The 18,101-nt window shown below is 65.2% G+C and carries 14 protein-coding genes and 1 other RNA gene; 12 read left to right on the top strand and 3 right to left on the bottom strand.

The genetic code is table 11. From position 1 onward, the window contains the following. Positions 1-11: 11 nt before the first annotated feature. The 5 genes from J2S71_RS03065 (at position 12) to J2S71_RS03045 (ending at position 4,196) form a co-directional block, all read left to right on the top strand. Entirely contained in the window at positions 12-173 is a 162-nt protein-coding gene (locus tag J2S71_RS03065; protein WP_198009542.1) for a hypothetical protein, read from the top strand. Between the two features lie 7 nt (positions 174-180). Continuing rightward, entirely contained in the window at positions 181-1,476 is a 1,296-nt protein-coding gene (locus J2S71_RS03060) for a glycosyltransferase family protein (RefSeq protein WP_021725157.1), read from the top strand. Continuing rightward, positions 1,469-2,821, top strand: coding sequence for a sensor histidine kinase (locus J2S71_RS03055; RefSeq protein ID WP_307388693.1), 1,353 nt, complete (start codon positions 1,469-1,471; stop codon positions 2,819-2,821). Before J2S71_RS03060 ends, J2S71_RS03055 begins: the two co-directional genes overlap by 8 nt. Before the next feature lie 136 nt (positions 2,822-2,957). Next, on the top strand, positions 2,958-3,704 hold the full coding sequence (locus J2S71_RS03050) for a LytR/AlgR family response regulator transcription factor (protein ID WP_040650824.1): 747 nt from the start codon (positions 2,958-2,960) through the stop codon (positions 3,702-3,704). Between the two features lie 9 nt (positions 3,705-3,713). Beyond that, entirely contained in the window at positions 3,714-4,196 is a 483-nt protein-coding gene (locus J2S71_RS03045) for a metallophosphoesterase family protein (protein ID WP_021725115.1), read from the top strand. On the opposite strand, the gene J2S71_RS03040 is transcribed toward J2S71_RS03045, so the two are convergent. Continuing rightward, on the bottom strand, positions 4,193-4,885 hold the full coding sequence (locus J2S71_RS03040; protein WP_307388690.1) for a phosphatase PAP2 family protein: 693 nt from the start codon (positions 4,883-4,885) through the stop codon (positions 4,193-4,195). The two genes, J2S71_RS03045 and J2S71_RS03040, sit on opposite strands and share 4 nt — an antisense overlap. Positions 4,886-5,043: 158 nt before the next feature. Next, positions 5,044-5,361: a thioredoxin gene (gene trxA / locus J2S71_RS03035; RefSeq protein ID WP_307388688.1), complete on the bottom strand. Its 318-nt coding sequence runs from the start codon at positions 5,359-5,361 to the stop codon at positions 5,044-5,046. A 148-nt stretch (positions 5,362-5,509) separates the two neighbouring features. Between trxA and J2S71_RS03030 the strand changes: the two genes are divergently transcribed. From J2S71_RS03030 to J2S71_RS03020, 3 genes are all read left to right on the top strand, one after another. Then, positions 5,510-6,055 carry a hypothetical protein gene (locus tag J2S71_RS03030; protein WP_040650856.1) on the top strand — a complete coding sequence of 182 codons (546 nt, stop codon included), beginning with the start codon at positions 5,510-5,512 and terminating at the stop codon, positions 6,053-6,055. A gap of 327 nt (positions 6,056-6,382) precedes the next feature. Next, entirely contained in the window at positions 6,383-8,074 is a 1,692-nt protein-coding gene (pgi, locus tag J2S71_RS03025) for a glucose-6-phosphate isomerase (protein ID WP_307388686.1), read from the top strand. 181 nt (positions 8,075-8,255) lie between these two features. After that, positions 8,256-9,407, top strand: coding sequence for an ATP-binding protein (locus tag J2S71_RS03020; protein ID WP_307388684.1), 1,152 nt, complete (start codon positions 8,256-8,258; stop codon positions 9,405-9,407). A 19-nt stretch (positions 9,408-9,426) separates the two neighbouring features. Here the strand turns inward: J2S71_RS03020 and J2S71_RS03015 are convergent, their stop codons facing one another. Then, entirely contained in the window at positions 9,427-11,238 is a 1,812-nt protein-coding gene (locus J2S71_RS03015; RefSeq protein ID WP_307388682.1) for an adenine deaminase, read from the bottom strand. Between the two features lie 159 nt (positions 11,239-11,397). Between J2S71_RS03015 and ffs the strand changes: the two genes are divergently transcribed. The 4 genes from ffs to J2S71_RS02995 all read left to right on the top strand — a co-directional run bounded on the left by ffs (position 11,398) and on the right by J2S71_RS02995 (position 18,082). Next, an RNA gene (ffs, locus tag J2S71_RS03010) (signal recognition particle sRNA small type) lies at positions 11,398-11,493 on the top strand. Positions 11,494-11,559: 66 nt separating this feature from the next. Further along, positions 11,560-12,207, top strand: a complete 648-nt coding sequence (locus tag J2S71_RS03005) for a DedA family protein (RefSeq protein ID WP_021725146.1) — start codon at positions 11,560-11,562, stop codon at positions 12,205-12,207. Positions 12,208-12,448: 241 nt separating this feature from the next. Next, positions 12,449-15,460 (top strand): glycoside hydrolase family 3 N-terminal domain-containing protein, encoded by a 3,012-nt coding sequence (locus tag J2S71_RS03000; RefSeq protein WP_307388680.1) that lies wholly within the window; start codon positions 12,449-12,451, stop codon positions 15,458-15,460. A gap of 57 nt (positions 15,461-15,517) precedes the next feature. Beyond that, positions 15,518-18,082: a beta-glucosidase family protein gene (locus tag J2S71_RS02995; RefSeq protein WP_307388679.1), complete on the top strand. Its 2,565-nt coding sequence runs from the start codon at positions 15,518-15,520 to the stop codon at positions 18,080-18,082. Positions 18,083-18,101 lie beyond the last annotated feature (19 nt).

Raw genomic sequence — 18,101 nt, 5'->3', positions numbered from 1 at the left:
TCATGGGTCGCATGGCCCGAACGTCCGATGCCCGTACCCCACCGTCCTTCCGGGAGTCTGCCACGTCGTCTGCCTCTGCCAACATCATGGGGCGAGGCCCCGCCGCGCCCACGGGCGTCGCCCGTGCGGCATCGGACGAGCGCGTCGCACTCCGCATGTCAGAGAGGAACTAATCCCCCCTTGAACCCTGTCATCGTCATTCCCAGCTACTGGAATCGCGGAGAGGATGCCGTGGAGTTTGGTGACGTATGCGCCTACGACCATGCCACACCCGTGCTCAAGCCAGTTCCCGAGCTGGAGGTGTGTCTCGATTCGCTCGAGGACGTTCGTGGGATCCTGCGCGTGATTGTGCTGTTGGTTGCCCCTGCGGACTGCGAGGCGGATGCCCGTGCGCGCGTGGACGGCATCTGCCGCGCACATCGCGACCTCAACCCGCTGGTCATTGGGTCGGCCGAGGCTGAGGTCATCGCGGGCGCCGTGGAGCGCTGCGTCCCCAGGCTGGGTGGCTCGGCCATCGCACTGCGCGGCTATGGCGCCATCCGCAACATGGGCCTGGCCGTCGCCTCGGTGCTCGGCCATGACGTGGTGGTGTTCCTCGATGATGATCAGGTGGTGCCCAATGGGGACTTTCTCATAGACGCGCTCTATGGCCTGGGCATGAAGACGCGCCAGAATCTACCCATCCTGGCCAAGAGCGGTTACTTCCTCGATACGGATGGCTCTCCCTATGCCCCGCAGGGGGATCTGCCGCTGCGTGACCGCTTTTGGTCCAAGCGCGTAAGCTTCAACCAGTGGATGCACCGGGCCCTCTCGACCACGCGCATCTCCCGGTCGAACTACGTGTGCGGCGGCTGCTTCGCCCTCGCGGGGGAGGCATTCACGCACGTGGCCTTCGATCCCACCATCACGCGCGGGGAGGACCTTGACTACCTGCTCAACATGCGCATGATGGGGTACGACGTGTGGTTCGACAATGCCTGGTGCGTGCGGCACGTCCCCCCGGACGACTCCTCCCACGCCACGCGCTTCCTGCAGGACGTCTATCGCTGGGAGTACGAGATCGCCAAGCTCGGGCGCGCCAATGCCACCATCGGCATGCGTCAGGTACGCCCCGAGTCCCTTCGGCCCTATCCTGCGGACTGGTTGGATGGGGGGAACGTGCGGCGACGCGTGCTGCTCACGTCCCTCATCCGCATGCTCGCCGGCCCCGAGCGCGGGCGCTATGCCAGCATACTGTTCAGGCGTCGCCACGAGGCGCAGGGATGGGCCGCAAGTGTCGCGGGCACCTACTTCGAACTGTTGACCTATTGGCCCCAGATCATGTCGTTCCTGTGGGACAACATGCTCATTGCGCGTCGCGTGGTGAACATGGGCACTCCCAACGACTATGGCGCGTGCGTTCGCCCTGGCGCGGCCCATGGGCCATCCACGGGCCTGGCGTCCTCTGCCGTGAGCTGGGGAGGTCACCGTGAGTAGGCTCGCACTCGGGCCGTCGTCTCGCTCGGCGCTTCTCATCCGCCTGGTGCTCGCCGTTGCCACCGTCGGCATGCTGTGTCTGCTGGCCCGGGGCATCATCCGAGACAATCTGGCCGCGGCGGCCGTGGCTGGCGGCACGCTGGCCGTGCTCATCGTGCTGGAGGGGTCCGTGTTCCTGGCCCCGGATGACCTACGCTCTCAGGCCATGCGTCGCACCCTGAGCCTTGCCTCGGCAACGCTGGGCCACATGTCCTCCGGTCTCACGCGCGAGGGCTCTGTCGCGGTGTGCCAGCTGCTGTTGGCCGAGACAGGCGCGACGGCCATCGCCATCACCAACACGCGGGCAGTGCTTGCCTACGTTGGCGAGGGCACCTTGGGCGTGGGCGGTGGTGGTCCCCTCTCGGATGCGACTCGCGAGGTGCTGAAGAGTGGACGCGTGCTCACCTTCACCAACCCTGCCACCGCCTCTGACGGCATGGCTGGTTCCTCGACGGGGAAGGATGCACCGCGCCTGCGCGCGGCCGTGTTCGCGCCGCTCAAGGTAGCCGACCACTGCGTGGGCACCATCAAGTTCTACTACCGACACAGCCATGAGCTTGATCGCACGCAACTCACCATCGTCCGTGGCTTTGCCGAGCTGCTCTCGACGCAGCTCTCCACCCACGAGCTGGAGCGGCAGGCAGAGCTTACGGCCCGCGCGGAGGTCAAGGCGCTGCAGGCGCAGATCAACCCACACTTCCTCTTCAACGCGCTCAATACGATGGCGGCCCTCACGCGCACCGATCCGGCACGGGCGCGTGACCTCCTGCGTGAGTTTGCCGTGTACTACCGCTGTCAGCTCGAGAGCACCGAGTCGCTCATCCCCCTGCAGGAGGAACTTGCGCAGACCAGGCGCTACCTCAAGATAGAGAAGGCGCGCTTTGGCGACGATCGCATCGTGGAGTCCGAGATGGTGGGCGAGGGGTGCGAGAACGTGATGGTGCCCGGGTTCATCGTGCAGCCCATCGTGGAGAACTCGGTGCGCCACGGCATGCGTGACGAGGGGATGCTGCACATAGACATACAGGTTACGACGGATGGCGATGATGTGCTGCTTGCCGTTGCCGATGACGGTGTCGGCATGGACGTCGATGCCGAACGCCGCCTGATGGATGCCGATGCCTCTCGGGGGGGCGCGCGTGGCACCGGTGTCGCCCTGCGCAACGTGGCCGACCGCGTGCGTCACTTCTACGGCGAGCACTCCGGCGTAGAGATCATGTCCAAGCAGGGAGAGGGAACGGTGGTCACACTGCGTCTCGCACGGGTCGCCCTGCGCATCGGCCGTCATGAGAATAACCCCGTCTAGCTGCACAGACGTCAGAAATGGTGTATGGCCGACAATTGTGTATCATTACAGGTGGCATAGTCTTCCGTTTGACTTGTCTTGGCTCCTCCCGTCAGCGTCATGCGACGGGTCGTTGCGCAGGGATGGTGGGTTCTGCATGCTTAACGCACTGATAATTGATGACGAGGCTCCGGCACGCTCTGAGCTGCGCTTTCTCCTCGAGGAGACGGGGCGTGTGGATACCATCGAGGAGGCCTCCAACGCGCGTGAGGCCGTGGAGCTGCTGGTGCGCTACAAGGAGGATGCGGCTCACCACCGTGGGACGGATGTGCTCTTCCTGGATATCCATATGCCCAAGACGTCCGGCATGCAGCTTGCCGAGGCGCTTCACAAGCTCAAGAACCCTCCCGACGTCATCTTTGTCACGGCGTACGGCGAGTATGCCGTGGAGGCCTTCAACGTCGATGCGGTCGACTACCTCATGAAGCCCGTCGAGACCATTCGCCTGGAGCGTGCGCTGGACAAGGTGGAGGCCCGCGAGCAGCGCACCGCCACGGCGACGGATCCGGCCACCGAGCGCATTCCCGTGGAGAAGGGTGGCCGCAAGGTGCTCGTCCCCATCGACCAGATTCGCTACATCGAGGCCAAGGATGACTATTCCTGCATCTACACGGCCGATGACCGCTTCCTCTCCACCATCTCGCTTGCCAAGCTCGAGGATCGTCTGGTGCCCCATGGGTTCTTCCGCGTGCACCGCGGCTACATCGTCAACCTCGAGCACATCGAGGACGTCGAGGTCATCTCAAGCGGTATTCTCCAGCTTGGTCTCAAGGGCGTCGAGGAGAAGAAGATTCCCGTGTCGCGCAGGCGCGTCGTCTCGCTGAAGCGAGCTCTGGGCATCTAGCGGGGCCGCATGAGGTACGACATCGTCTCTGACACCCATGGCGTCCTCACCGACCAGCTGCTGCATGCTCTCGAGGGCGCCGACCTCATCGTGCACGCAGGGGACATCTGCTCCATTTCGAACTATGAGCGTCTGTGCCGGATTGCCACGGTCAAGGCCTGTCTTGGCAACAACGACCATGGCCACGACTATGGCCCGCTGGTACGCCGGGACGTTCACTTCTTCTCGGAGGGGCTGCGGTGGCAGATCTGCCACTATCGCGAGCGACTTGACCTCCAGACCTGTGACATCGCCATCTGCGGCCATACGCATCGACCCCTCGTGGGGCGTGACCGGCGCACCGGTACGCTGGTGATGAATCCGGGCAGTCCCACCTCGCCGCGCGCGGGTGGCCCCACCATCGGTCGCATCATGGTGGACGACGAGCGCGTGATCTCGGCCGAGATCATCAAGCTCGATGACGGGCGCCTCAAGAACAGGTCCTGGTTCTAGCCCTGCCGCGGTTCGCCGCGTGCGCGTTTGCTCGGGCGGCGCCATGCCAACTCGCATGGCATGAAGAGCGGCACGAAGAGCCTCACGTAGAGGCAGAGCCACGCCAGCGAGACGGCGAAGCCGGCGAGCACGTCGGTAAAGTAGTGGACGCCCAGGTAGATACGGCTGAATCCCACGGCTACCACCACGACGCCAAAGCCGATCACGCAGAGGTACCTCACAAGGCGGTCGCGCTCATAGTGCCACACCATCCATGCCAGCAGCCCATAGAACGCCATCGCAATCATGGAGTGGCCCGAAGGGAAGCTGTAGCCCGTCTCGGCAATGAGGCGGAAGCCATCCGGGCGAGGTCGGTGGATGATGGCCTTGAGCAGCGTGTTGAGGATGACGACGCAGACGAGGTTGACCGCGGCACAGAGTCCCGGCCACCTGCCGGGGGCAAAGGCCTCGACGGTGAGCATGACCACCACCAACACCACGGGCAGAGCCAGCTCCGAGACGGATTGCATGATGGGGGTGAGCCAGGGTCGACGCATGTGCAGGACAATGACCTGATATGCCAGGGTGTCCAGCCTGATGGCCTCGCCCTCGAGCACCTCCTGGAGCAGCCAGACGAACACGATGATTGCGATGACCATCACGATGGTGTGCACGTTATCCCGCACGAGCCCCCTGAACGTGCGATGCACTGCGCGTATGTGTGCCCTTGTGCCCCTATCCATGGAAGAGCGCCCCCATCGTCATGCCCTGCAGAAAGCAGGAGGGCGGATGCCGTGTGGCATCCGCCCTGGCTGTTGGCGACTAGGATATACCACTGCCGCCATCAGCGAAGGACTGCATGAGGAGCCTACAGGTTGGCCTCGAGCTCCTTGACGAGATCGGCCTTGGGCATGTTGCCCACCATGGTGTGGGCGGGCTTGCCGTCCTTGAACAGGATGAGCGTGGGGATGGACACGATCTGGAACTGCTGGGCAAGCTCGCCCTCGTCGTCCACGTTGCACTTGAGGACGGTGAGCCTGTCTGCCATCTCGTCGCCCACCTGTTCGATGACGGGACCAAGGGCGCGGCAGGGGCCGCACCAGGACGCCCAGAAGTCCACGAGGACGGGCTTGTCGGACTTTGCGACCAGGGTGTCGAACTCTGCGGCGGTAAGCGCGTTAGCCATATGGTTCTCCTTCTTGTTCGTGCGCGGCTAGCGCACGGTTTGGCACTGCCTGCCTTATACCCAGACGCGCGGGGATATTCAGAAGAGATGGGCTTCAGTTGTAGAATCGGTGCGCATACAGGTCCGATGAGGAAGGGTCGTGGCGCAGATGCAGGAAGACCGCCGCGCAGCATATCTCGCCAAGACGCGCAGGGAGATTGTCGCGCTTGTCGAGCGCGGCGTGCGCATGGTGGGCAACGCCCTCTCGAGCGTTTGCCTGGTCAAGGGGGATCTCTCCGACGCCGAGCGCACGGGAGCCCCGCTGCTGGGCGGCCCGGACGGCACGGCGCTCCGGGCGTCGCTGACGGCGCTGGGCTATGCACCGGAGGACTGGTGCGGCCTTGCCGCAGTGGATGAGGGGGGACGCGCACTCGATGCGGAGCTGCTGCGCCTCGCAGTGGTGACGCTCGATCCGGACACGCTCATCGTGTGCGACGAGACGGCTGCCGCCGCCCTGAGGGAGGCGTTAGCGGACGAACTGGTGGGGCTGCCAGACATTCACCAGAGCATGCTCGAGGCGGGTCTGGTTGTCGACGTGCTGGGCATGCGCGTGCTCAACCTGGGTGGATTTGCGGCGGCGCTGGGCGAGGAGGCACAGAAGCAGCTGATGTGGGCCCGCCTCAAGCAGCTGCCGCCTCTTGGCGAGCCCTACTAGCCACCCCCCCGTCATCGCCGTGGGAGTCGTACGCAATGTGCGGTGCAGTCGCCTTGGGTCGTATGCAAACCTTACCCCCCATTCTCTGCTTATAGCCTTATCAATAACACATGTGCCTGCATGTCTACGATGAGCGGGTTACGGCGTTTTGCGAACGACTCGAGGAGGCTCCGCTGGCGACTGCGAACGACTCCGGCGCCGGGATCGCGGGCCGTTTTGTCGGTCGCCGGACGTTCCGTGCGCTAAGATGAGCATATGGCTAACGGGGCGGTTCATGCCTAGGGGAGCCGTGTCGCAGGGGTCGGATGCGGGAGAAGGAGCAGCACCATGGCAGAGGTTGTAGCACCCATCGATGTCACTCATACCAGCGAGTGGACCGCGCTCAGGGATCACCATGAACGGCTGCAGACGAGGGAATTCTCTCTCAAGCAGTGCTTTGCCACTGATCCCCAGCGCGTGAGGAAGCTCTCGTTCGATCTGGGGGAGCTGCACATCGACCTGTCCAAGAACCTCGTGACGGACGAGACCGTCAAGCTGCTCGTCGCGCTGGGCAGGGCAGTGGGCATCGAGCCGCGGCGCGATGCCATGTTCTCCGGCGCGCACATCAACACCACCGAGGATCGTGCCGTGCTGCACACGGCGCTGCGGCGTCCCGCCTCTGACGCGGGCGCCCTCATCGTGGACGGCCAGGATTGCGTGGCGGACGTCCATGAGGTGCTCGACCGCATGTATGCGTTTGCGAACGACGTGCGCTCGGGGGTATGGAAGGGCGTCACGGGCAGGGCCATCACCGACGTCGTGTCGATCGGCATCGGCGGGTCCGATCTTGGCCCCGTCATGGTGTACGAGGCCCTGGGGGCCCTGCCGCGCGCCGTCAGGGTGCACTACGTCTCCAACATCGACCCCAACGACATGTCCGAGAAGGTCAAGGGGCTCGATCCCGAGACCACGCTCGTGGTGGTCGTCTCCAAGACGTTCACCACGCTCGAGACCATGACCAACGCGCGTGAGGTGCGCACCTGGCTGCTTGGTGGCCTGACGTCACAGGGCGCCATCGACGGCGGGGACGAGTCTGTGGCCAAGGCCATCGCGAGCCACTTCGTGGCCGTGTCCACCAATCTCAAGCTGGTGGAGGAGTTCGGCATCGACCCCCAGAACGCCTTCGGCTTCTGGAGCTGGGTCGGTGGCCGCTACTCGGTCGACGCGGCGGTGGGCCTCTCGGTGATCCTGGCCTATGGCCCCGAGGTGTTCGACGAGCTTCTGGCGGGCTTCCATGAGGTGGACACCTACTTCTGCGAGACGCCGCTCGAGCAGAACGTCGTTGCGCTCATGGGTCTCATGAACGTGTGGTATGCGAACTTCTGGGGAGCCGAGAGCCACGCCGTGCTCCCGTACAACCAGTATCTGCACCGCTTCCCCGCCTATCTGCAGCAGCTCACGATGGAGTCCAACGGCAAGTCCACGCGCTGGGACGGCACGGCCGTCACCACCAAGACGGGCGAGATCTTCTGGGGCGAGGCGGGCACCAATGGCCAGCACTCGTTCTACCAGCTCATCCATCAGGGCACGCACCTGATCCCCGCCGACTTCATCGCCTTTGCGAACACGGCCAACCCCAACAGGGATGGGGAGCAGGACGTCCACGAGCTGCTCTTGGCCAACTTCCTTGCGCAGACCAAGGCGCTGGCGTTTGGCAAGACGGCCGAGGAGGTGCGCGCCGAGGGCACGGCCGAGTGGATGGTGCCCGCCCGCGTGTTCGAGGGCAACAGGCCCACGACCTCCATCTTTGGCGACGAGCTGAACGCCCATGCGCTGGGCATGCTCGTGGCGCTCTATGAGCACATCACGTTCGTGGAGGGTACGGTGTGGGGGATCGACTCCTTTGACCAGTGGGGCGTCGAGCTGGGCAAGCAGTTGGCCAAGCAGATCACGCCCGCCTTCCACGACGACGAGGCGCTGTCCGCCCAGGACGAGAGCACCAGGGCGCTCATCGCGTTCTACCGCAAGGTGCGCAGGTGAAAGGCCATATCGTGGCCATGTGACAGTCGCATGGGGAGGCCCGGCCACACGGTGGTGTGGTCGGGCCTCCTTGCCTCCGGCCGCCGCGTGTGATCCCCTGAGGCATAGAGTAGAAAACGGTATGTAATAGTATAAGGTGGTGTGGAATCTATATGCGGGACAGGTAAGAACGGTGAATCGTATGTCAGCAGCGCTGCAGGTCAACCCCTTCAAGCCCACGGCAGGCAAGATGCCGCCCATCCTCATCGGCCGCGACAACGTGATTGCGGACTTCCAGGACGGTCTGCGCAACGGTGCCGGGGCACCGGAGCGTCTCATGCTCATCACTGGGCAGCGGGGATATGGCAAGACCGTCCTGCTCACGGAGCTCGGCCGCGTCGCCCAGGCCAACGGGTGGCTGGTCGTCTCCGAGACGGCGTCGAAGGGCATGGCCGAGCGCATCGTGAGCGCCCTCGCGGACGATGGCCTGAGCCTCACGGGGGTCGATCTCGCGCCGGAGCTTACGGTGGGACAGGTCTCGGCACGCCTGGGCAGCGTGCGCCTCTCGGCCGCCGCGGCGCCGGTGACCCTCCGCCGTGCGATCGAGCAGCGCCTGGCAGGCATGCCGGCGGGCAAGGGCATCGCCTTCACCGTCGACGAGACACAGGCAGCATCCCGTAACGAGCTGATCGCGATCGCCACGGCCGTCCAGCATGTCATCCGCGACGAGGACATGCGCGACGTCCCCGACACGGAGAAGCACGGCATCGCCTTCGTCTTTGCGGGGCTTCCGGCGCTCGTGGATGACCTGACCAACGACGAGGTCCTTACCTTCCTGCGCCGCTGCGTGCACTACAGCCTGGGGGATGTGCTCATTGCGGACGTGCGCCGGGCCTACCTGCAGACGATGGCCGCGTCGGGCAAGCGCATCTCGGGTGATCTCGCGCTTGAGGCCGCCGAGGCCTCGGGAGGCTATCCCTACATGGTCCAGCTGATGGGCTACTACCTGTGGCAGTCTGCCGAGCGCCGCCATGCGAGCATCATAGGGGAGCTTGACCTGTGCAACGCGCGGGAGGATGCCTCCCTGGCCTTCCAGGAGGCCGTGTGCGCGCCGCTCGTGAGGGGGCTCACCGGGGCGCAGCGGATGTTCGTGGAGGCCATGGCGCAAGACTACCCCGCATCCAGCAGGGTGACGGAGGTCGCGGAACGCTGCGGCAAGAGCCACAGCTGGGGGAGCAAGTACCGGTCGAGCCTCATCGACGGGCACGTGGTGCGCGCCACCAGGAAGGGTGAGGTGGCCTATGCCGTGCCGTGGCTGGGCGAGTACCTCAACCGGGGCAGGCGGAACGCATAGGATCTGGCCAAACCATCGGCTAGTCCGCGATGAGGGGCTCCGTCTCGAAGGTCGTGCAGTTCACGTAGCCGCGGTTGGTCTGGCGCAGCACGGGCACGCAGGCCAGCGACATGACGCCCATGGTCATGAACGGTGACGGCAGCCTGCAGCCCATCTGCCGCCAGGCCTCCTCGATGCGGGACACCTCGTCGGAGACCACCTCGACGGGCTTGTCGCTCATGAGGCCGCAGACGGGGAGCTCCACCAGGGCCAAGACCCTGCCCTCCTGCACGGCCACCTCACCACCGCCACACGCCTCGAGCGTGCGTGCCGCCAGCAGCATGTCGGCGTCGTTGTCGCCCATCACCAGGAGGTTGTGGGCATCGTGGCTCACCGTCTGGGCGAGGGCGCCGTGCACGCCAAAGCCGGTGGCGAAGCCATGGGAGTAGGTGCCCGCACTGCCATGGTGGCGGTCGAAGACGCAGAGCTTGAGAATGTCATGGGCGGGGTCGGCCTGCAGGAGGCCATCGTGCACGGGCACCTCCACGATGGCGTCCCGGGTGATGGTGTCGCCAGCGTTGACCTCGATGACATGCACCATGCAGTGGCCGTCTGGGCGATCGCAGGCAAACTGGAACGCCTCGGGCGTCAGGAGGTCACCGAGCTCCATCGTGTTCGTCATGAACATGGGCCACGCAAAGGGTTCCACCTCGAAGAGGGCGTGCCCATCCTGGGCCACGAGCACGCCATCGATCCAGACCGTCCGCGCACGGAAGTCCTTGAGGTCGTCCCACAGCACGATGTCGGCGCACGCGCCGGGGACGACGGCACCCATGTCCCGTCCCACCCCAAAGTAGGTGGCGGTGTTGGTGGTCGCCATCTGCACGGCGGTCACGGGATCGAGCCCCAGGCCGACGGCCGTGCGCAGCACGCGGTCCATGTGGCCGTCCCCCACGATGGTGTGAGGATGGGAATCGTCTGTGCAGAGCATGCAGAGGCGCGTGTCCACGCCGCTCTCGATGAGTCGAGGGAGGTAGCCGGGCAGGTTGAGCCAGGCGGAGCCCTGGCGCAGCTGGGCATGCATCCCCAGGCGCAGCTTCGCCAGCACCTCGTCGAAGCTGCCGGACTCGTGGCAGCTCGAGACGCCCGAGGCGACGTAGGCATTGAGCCCACGATCGGTGTCTGCGCTCACGTAGTGGCCCGTCACCACGCGGTCGGCCCTGAGGGTCTCGCGAATCTCGTCAAGGGGGCGCTCCTCGCACGAGAGCACCCCGGGGAAGTTCATCATCTCGCCCAAGGCGCAGGTCTCGCTCCAGGCCATGGTCTGGGCCACATCGGCGGCTCCGATGTCGGCACCGGTGTCCTCCACCCCCGTGACGGCGGGCACGCACGATGGCGTGGTGAGCATGGCCTTGAGGGGCGTGCGGGCGGCGTCTGCCCACATGGCCCTGACGCCCTCGAGGCCGCGTACGTTGGCCACCTCGTGGGGATCGGCGTAGAGGCCCGTGGTCCCATGGGGGACCACGGCGCGCGCATACTCGGAGGGTCCCACCATGGACGACTCGATGTGGATGTGGCTGTCGAGCAGGCCCGGCGTGGCGTAGAGCCCATGGGCGTCGACGACCGTGGTGCCCGCTCCGATGCAGTGGTCGGCGCTGTGACCATCGATGCCCAGATAGGCCACGCGTCCACAGGAGAGAGCGATGTCGGTGCGCTCGAGCACCTCATGGGTGGTCACGCTCACGAGGCGGACGTCCTTGATGACGGTGTCGGCGGCCTGTTGGCCCTGGGCCACCCTCACGAGCGTCCCATTGCATTCCCAGAGCGGCTTCTTGCAGTAGCTGTTGATCATGGATCCCCCCATCAACGTGGCCATCCATGGATAGGGTAGCGCATGCGCGCGGTATCCCCGTCCCCTGTGCTCGGGGATGGTGGCCCAGGCGTGGCCTGCCCATTCATGCAGTTTTGGCAGACGAGGCGGAGCTTTGGTAAAGTGTAGCTGCGAGTGCGCTCGATGGGTGCGGGCGACGCTACACCTCGAACCTGGTCAGGGTCGGAAGGCAGCAGCCATAAGGGGCCTCTGGCGGGCGCCCGTTCCCATCGAGTGCACTTTTTTGCGCGCATTGCCGCGCGTTGCCTGCCAAGAGGGCCAAGCGAGGGGGAGCTGCGCCGCATGGGATTCTTCAACTTCATCGCCGAGCTTCTCAAGGATCCGCGCGGTGCCATCGCCGGTGCCATAGCCATGGGACCCCTTGCGGCGTACGGTCTGGTCTTCGTCATCGTGTTCATCGAGACGGGCGTGGTGTTCTTCCCCTTCCTGCCGGGGGACTCCCTCCTCTTTGCCTCGGGCTTCTTCGCTCAGGGTGGCGGGTTCAACATCATCGCGCTGCTTGCCGTCGCGTGGTCGGCGGCCATCCTGGGTGACCAGTGCAACTTCATGATCGGCCACTTCTTTGGGCGTCGCATTATCGCATCGGGCAAGGTCAAGGCCATGACGCCCGAACGCATCGAGAAGAGCCGGGCGTTCCTGGACAAGTGGGGCCACCTGGCCATCTTCCTCGGGCGCTTCTTCCCGTTCATCCGCACCTTCGTGCCCTTCATCGCTGGCATGGGCGGCATGCACTGGCGCAACTTCGTCGTGTGGAACGTGCTGGGCGGCATCACGTGGTCCACGCTGTTCACCTTGTTGGGCTTCTTCTTTGGCGGCATACCCGTGGTCCAGGAGCACTTCGAGCTGCTCATCGTGGGCATCGTTGTCGTCTCGCTCGTGCCCACGGTTGTGGGGCTCGTGCGCGCACGGCTCAGGCCCCGTCGCACCTAGGTCGGGTGTCGGCACCTCCCTGCCGTTCGCGGTGGACGAACGGCACCTGCCTCACCAAACCTGCCGTCTGCGCTACCGAATCCGTCAGGCCCCCTCGTTCCCGTGGGGGCCTTCCTACAGTGAGGGGGCAAAGGCGTGAGGGCGGGGCCATGCCTCGGTGTGGGGCGTCCGGCCCATCGCCCGTCAGGGTCGGTGACCTTGGAGGAGGTCGCCTGAGAGCGCCCAGGGAGGGAGCGGCAGCATGCTCAGCATCAACTGGTCCGACGTCATGGCGGTCATTCAGTCGATCGTCCCACAGCTTGTGGTCATCGGTGCGTTTCTCGTCCTCGCCCTCGTGCTCACCATTGCGGTGAACAAGAGGACCGTCAAGGATGGGGCCGTGCGCAAGCTCGTTCACTCCACCGGATGGATTGCGGCATGCGCCGCGCTGATCATCTCGGTGGGCACCATGCTCTATGGCCCGCTCAACACGCTGGTCGCCCAGGTGGGCGGTGTGAGGTACCAGCTCTCCGACGAGACCGTCAGCCAGACCAAGCAGTTTGCCATCGATGCCGAGGGCGAGGGCATCGTCCTGCTCAAGAACGACGGCTCCACGCTGCCGCTGCGGTCGAACAAGGTCAACGTCTTTGGCTGGGCGTCCTCCAACCCCGTCTACGGAGGCACCGGTTCCGGCTCCATGAACGCCCAGTATCCTACCACGAGCCTCATCCAGGGCCTCAACGACGCCGGGATCGAGACCAACTCCGAGCTTACCGACTTCTACACCCAGTACTGCTCGACGCGGCCGAAGGTTGGCATGATGGGGCAGGACTGGACGCTTCCCGAGCCTCCCGCGTCAACCTATGGCGATGACCTCATCAACGATGCCAAGGAGTATTCCGACACCGCCGTCATCGTGATTGCCCGCTCCGGAGGCGAGGGTGCCGACCTCCCCAACGACATGAGCACCATCATCAAGCACGAGCGCGACTACGCACCCGACGCCTCCAGCTCGCGCTTCGGCTCCACCGAGGTCTACTACAACGAGAACAGCGACGAGTACTCCGACTGGACTCCTGGCCAGGGCTATCTTGACGCGACGAAGTCCGAGCGGGACATGATCGACCTCGTCTGCAGCAACTTCGACAACGTCGTGCTCGTGTACAACGGCGCCAACGCTCTCAACCTGAGCTTCGTGGAGGACTATCCCCAGATCAAGAGTGTCGTCTGGGCGCCTCCTGCGGGACAGACCGGCTTCGATGCGCTGGGCTCCATCCTCAAGGGCGACGTGAACCCCTCCGGCAGGGCCACCGACACCTTCCTGCGTGACTTCTCGCAGGCGCCGTGGCACAACAACATTGGCTCATACCAGTACACCAACATGTCCGACTACCATGCGGACCAGATGTTCGGCTCCTCGGACCCCACGTACGTCAACTACGTCGAGGGCATCTACGTGGGCTACAAGTACTACGAGACCGCCGCGGCCGAGGGCGTCCTCGACTACGACGCTGCCGTGCAGTACCCGTTTGGCTACGGTCTCTCCTACACCACGTTCTCACAGGAGATGGGTCCCGTCACCGCTGACGGGGACAGCGTGAGCTTCGACGTCACGGTCACCAACATCGGCGACGTGGCCGGCAAGAATGTTGTCGAAGTCTACCACAACCCGCCCTACACCAATGGCGGCATCGAGAAGGCAACGGCCAACCTCGTGCACATTGACAAGACCAAGGTGCTCGGCCCCGGTGAGTCCCAGGTCATCAAGGTGACCTTCGACAAGGAGGACATGGCCTCCTACGACTCCAAGGGCGCGCAGGCGTACGTGCTCGAGCAGGGCGACTATGCGGTGTCCATCAACTCCGACTCCCACACCGCCATCCAGAGTGCGACGGTTACCATTCCGTCCACCATCACCTACTCCGGAGACAACAAGCGCTCCGTGGACCAGACGGCTGCGACCAACGAGTTCCAGGGCGAGTACGGTGAGGGCGACGGCTCCATCACCTACCTGTCCCGCGCGGACCACTTTGCCAACCGCGACCAGGCCCTTGCAGCCCCTGGTGACACGGCGCTCAACGAGCAGTACAAGGCCGGCTTCGTGAACGCCTCCAACTACCGGCAGGGCATGCAGGACGATCCCAACGCCACCGCCATCACGACGGGTGCGCACAACGGCGTCCAGCTCTACCAGCTCTATGGCAAGGACTACGACGACCCGCCGTGGGACCAGCTCCTCGACGAGCTCACGCTCCAGGACATGGGCGACCTCATCTCGTTCGCCGGCTACAACAACGCTGCCGTGAACGCCATCGGCAAGCCGCGCCAGTCCGACGTCGACGGTCCCGCGGCCCTCAACAACAACTTCACGGGCGCCGGATCCATCGGCTTTCCCGCCTCCGTCGCCATCGCCAACACGTTCAATCCCCAGATCGCCTATCAGTACGGCGAGTACATCGCCCAGATGGCCAAGGAGCTCAACGTGACGGGTTGGTATGCCCCCGCCATGAACATCCATCGCTCCCCCTATGCAGGACGCAACTTCGAGTACTTCTCCGAGGACGGTTACCTGTCCGGCATCATCGCCGCCCAGGAGTGCAAGGGTGCCTCTGACAACGGCGTGTATCCGTTCATGAAGCACTTTGCCCTCAACGACCAGGAGACCAACCGTACCAACATGCTGTGCACCTGGGCGAGCGAGCAGGCCATTCGCGAGGTCTACCTCAAGCCCTTCCAGATGTCCGTCACCGATGGCCACGCCACGGCCGTCATGAGCTCGTTCAACTATATCGGTACGCAGGCCAATTGCCGCAACAGCCACCTGCTCAACGACGTCCTGCGCGGCGAGTGGGGCTTCCGGGGCTTCGTGGAGACCGACTACTATAGCGGCTACGGCTACCAGAACGCCAACCTCGCCATCCGCAACGGCAACGATGCCATGCTCGCGACCACGCAGGTGCAGGGTGACGCCACCAACGTCATCACCGACACGGACAACGCCACCACGCAGCAGGCCATGCGCACCGCGGCGCACAACATCCTCTACACCGCGGCCAACAGCTGGCTCTATGCCAACGGAACCCCTCAGCTTGCCACGGCTCCCTGGGAGATCGCGTTCCGCATCGTCGCCATCGGTGGAGGCGTGATCCTCGCCCTGCTCCTTGTTCTCGCCATCCGCAGGTTCCTCAGGCGCCGTGCAGGCCCACAAGGCGTAAGGTCTGGCCCAGGTGCACCCGTCACGGGTGCCCCGGCGGGTGGCCACCCAGACGAGTGAACCGTGCGGGCCAGGCACGCAAGCTGCCTGGCCCGCACATCTGAAGGGACTCCTTCGATGAAACACACGCATCAGGACCTCATCGATCGCATGGACCTCGAGCAGAAGTGCGCCCTGCTCTCAGGCAAGTCCGCCTTTGGCACGCGCGCCTATCCAAAGCTGGGGATTCCCGAGCTACAGTTCTCCGACGGGCCGCATGGCATACGCCACCAGGACCCGAAGCTGGCCAACCACCTGGGCATTGGTGGCTCCCTGCCCGCCACGTGCTTCCCCACGGCGGTAACGGTTGCCAACAGCTGGGACCCGTCGCTAGCGGAGTGCCTGGGCAGGGCGCTGGGCGAGGAGGCGGCTGACCAGGGCGTGGGTGCCGTGTTGGGGCCGGGGCTCTGCATCAAGCGCAGCCCGCTCTGCGGTCGCGACTTCGAGTACCTCTCAGAGGACCCGTTTCTGGCGGGACGGATGGCCGCAGGGTACGTGCGGGGCATCCAGGCCAATGGCGTGGCGGCCTGCCCCAAGCACTTTGCCGCCAACAGCCAGGAGACGCGCCGCCAGGCATCCGACTCCGTGATGGACGAGCGCACCCTGCGCGAGATCTACCTGCAGGGGTTCGAGATCGTGGTGCGCGAGGCCAGGCCCTGGCTCGTCATGAGCAGCTACAACATGGTCAACGGCGTCTATACCAACGAGAACGATCACCTGCTCAAGCAGATTCTGCGCACGGAATGGGGCTACGAGGGCGCCGTCGTCACCGACTGGGGTGGGTCGAACGACCATACGGCGGGCGTGCGCGCGGGCTCCACGTTTGAGATGCCCGCACCGGGTCTCGATCCCGTGCGCGATCTCATGAGGTCGGTCAAGATGGGCACGATCACGCAGGACGAGATCGACGCCCGCGTGGACGAGGCCCTCGAGCTCATCCTCAAGACGGCGCCTGCCGTCCAGGCATCCACGGGTCTGCCCTTTGACGAGGACGCGCATCATGCCCTGGCGCGCGACATCGCCTCCCAGGGCATCGTGTTGCTCAAGAACGACGCACCCGAGGGGGCGCGCCCGCTGCTGCCCCTGGCGCCCGGTGCGCGTGTCGCCCTCATTGGCGACTTTGCCCAGACGCCGCGCTACCAAGGAGCTGGCTCCTCGCTGGTCAACTGCACCAGGCTCGACACGCTGCGGGACGCCGTCAAGGCGTCAGACCTTGACTGCGTGGGGTTTGCCCAGGGCTTCGTGCGCACGGGCTACGCAACGGGGGTGGCCGGCGGTACGGACGTGGCGCTGCACGACGAGGCCGTGGGCCTGGCACGGCAGGCCGATGTGACCCTCGTGTGCCTGGGCCTGGACGAGCTCGCCGAGAGCGAGGGCATCGACCGCGCGGACATGCGCCTCAACCAGAACCAGATCGACCTGCTTGCCGCCGTGAGCGCGGCAAATTCCCAGGTGGTCGTGCTGCTGAGTGCGGGCAGCTCCGTGGAGACGGGATGGACGGATCGTGCGCGCTCCGTGCTGTACCTGGCCCTGGGCGGTCAGGCGGGTGCGTCCGCTGCCGTCGACGTGCTGACAGGTGCGGTGAATCCCTCGGGCAAGCTGGCCGAGACCTGGGCCGCCAGCCTGGGAGACACCCCGACCTATGGCACCTTCCCGAGCGGCGAGATGGTCGCCACGTATCGCGAGGGCATCTACGTGGGCTACCGCTACTACCAAAAGGCACGGGTGCCCGTCGCATACCCGTTTGGGTACGGCCTCTCCTACACCACGTTCCGGTACGACGACGTGCAGGTGAGCTGCCTCGGCGCGGACACGGAGCTCGAGGTCTCCTTCGACCTCACCAACACGGGCTCCGTCGCAGGGGCCGAGGTTGCCGAGGTCTACGTCTCGAAGCCGGACGTCACGGTGTTCCGCCCGGTGCGCGAGCTCAAGGGCTTCGCCAAGGTGTACCTGGATCCCGGCGAGACACGCCGCGTGCGCGTTGGCTTGGACGACCGCTCGTTCAGCTACTTCAACGACCGGACCAACGCCTGGGAGGTGGAGGGCGGGACCTACCGCGTGGAGGTGGGCGCCTCGGTGGAGGACATCCGGCTTTCTGCGCGCGTGAGCGTGCAGGGCACGGATGCCCCCAACCCCTACGAGGGACGTGACGTCACTCCCTACGAGACGGCCGACATCCGCCATGTGAGCGACGCGCAGTTTGCAGCGCTTCTGGGTCACGAGGTTCCCACGGAGCGCTTCAGGATCGATCGCAACGTATGCTTCCGCGACCTCGGTCGCTGCCGCAGCCCGATCTTCTGGGTCGTGGGTGCCGTGCTGCGCGTCCTCAAGAGGCGCTCGCAAAGGGCGGGCGTGCCCGATCTCAACGTGGAGTTCATCTACAACATGCCCATCCGCGCGCTCGCCAAGAACGCGGGCCAGCTCATCTCGATGGGCATGGTGGACGTCCTTGTGGGCGAGCTCAGGGGCTGGGGCCTTGCGGGTGTCGTGCCTGCGACCGTCGTGGGCCTTCTACGGCACGACATAGTCATCTTCTGGGGCGTCTGGACGGCGTGGTTCCTTCTGCCTCCCGTGTGGGAGCTTCTGGTGAATGTCGTGCGCAATGCCGCAGGTGAGCGGCGCCTGGCGAGGAAGGGGAACTGACGTGTCGTTCAAGGAGTGG

The sequence above is a fragment of the Olsenella profusa DSM 13989 genome (genome assembly GCF_030811115.1).
Classification (GTDB): Bacteria; Actinomycetota; Coriobacteriia; order Coriobacteriales; family Atopobiaceae; genus Olsenella_F; species Olsenella_F profusa.
The sequence above is the reverse complement of the archived record's forward strand: the minus strand, read 5'-3'. Positions and strand labels throughout refer to the sequence as shown.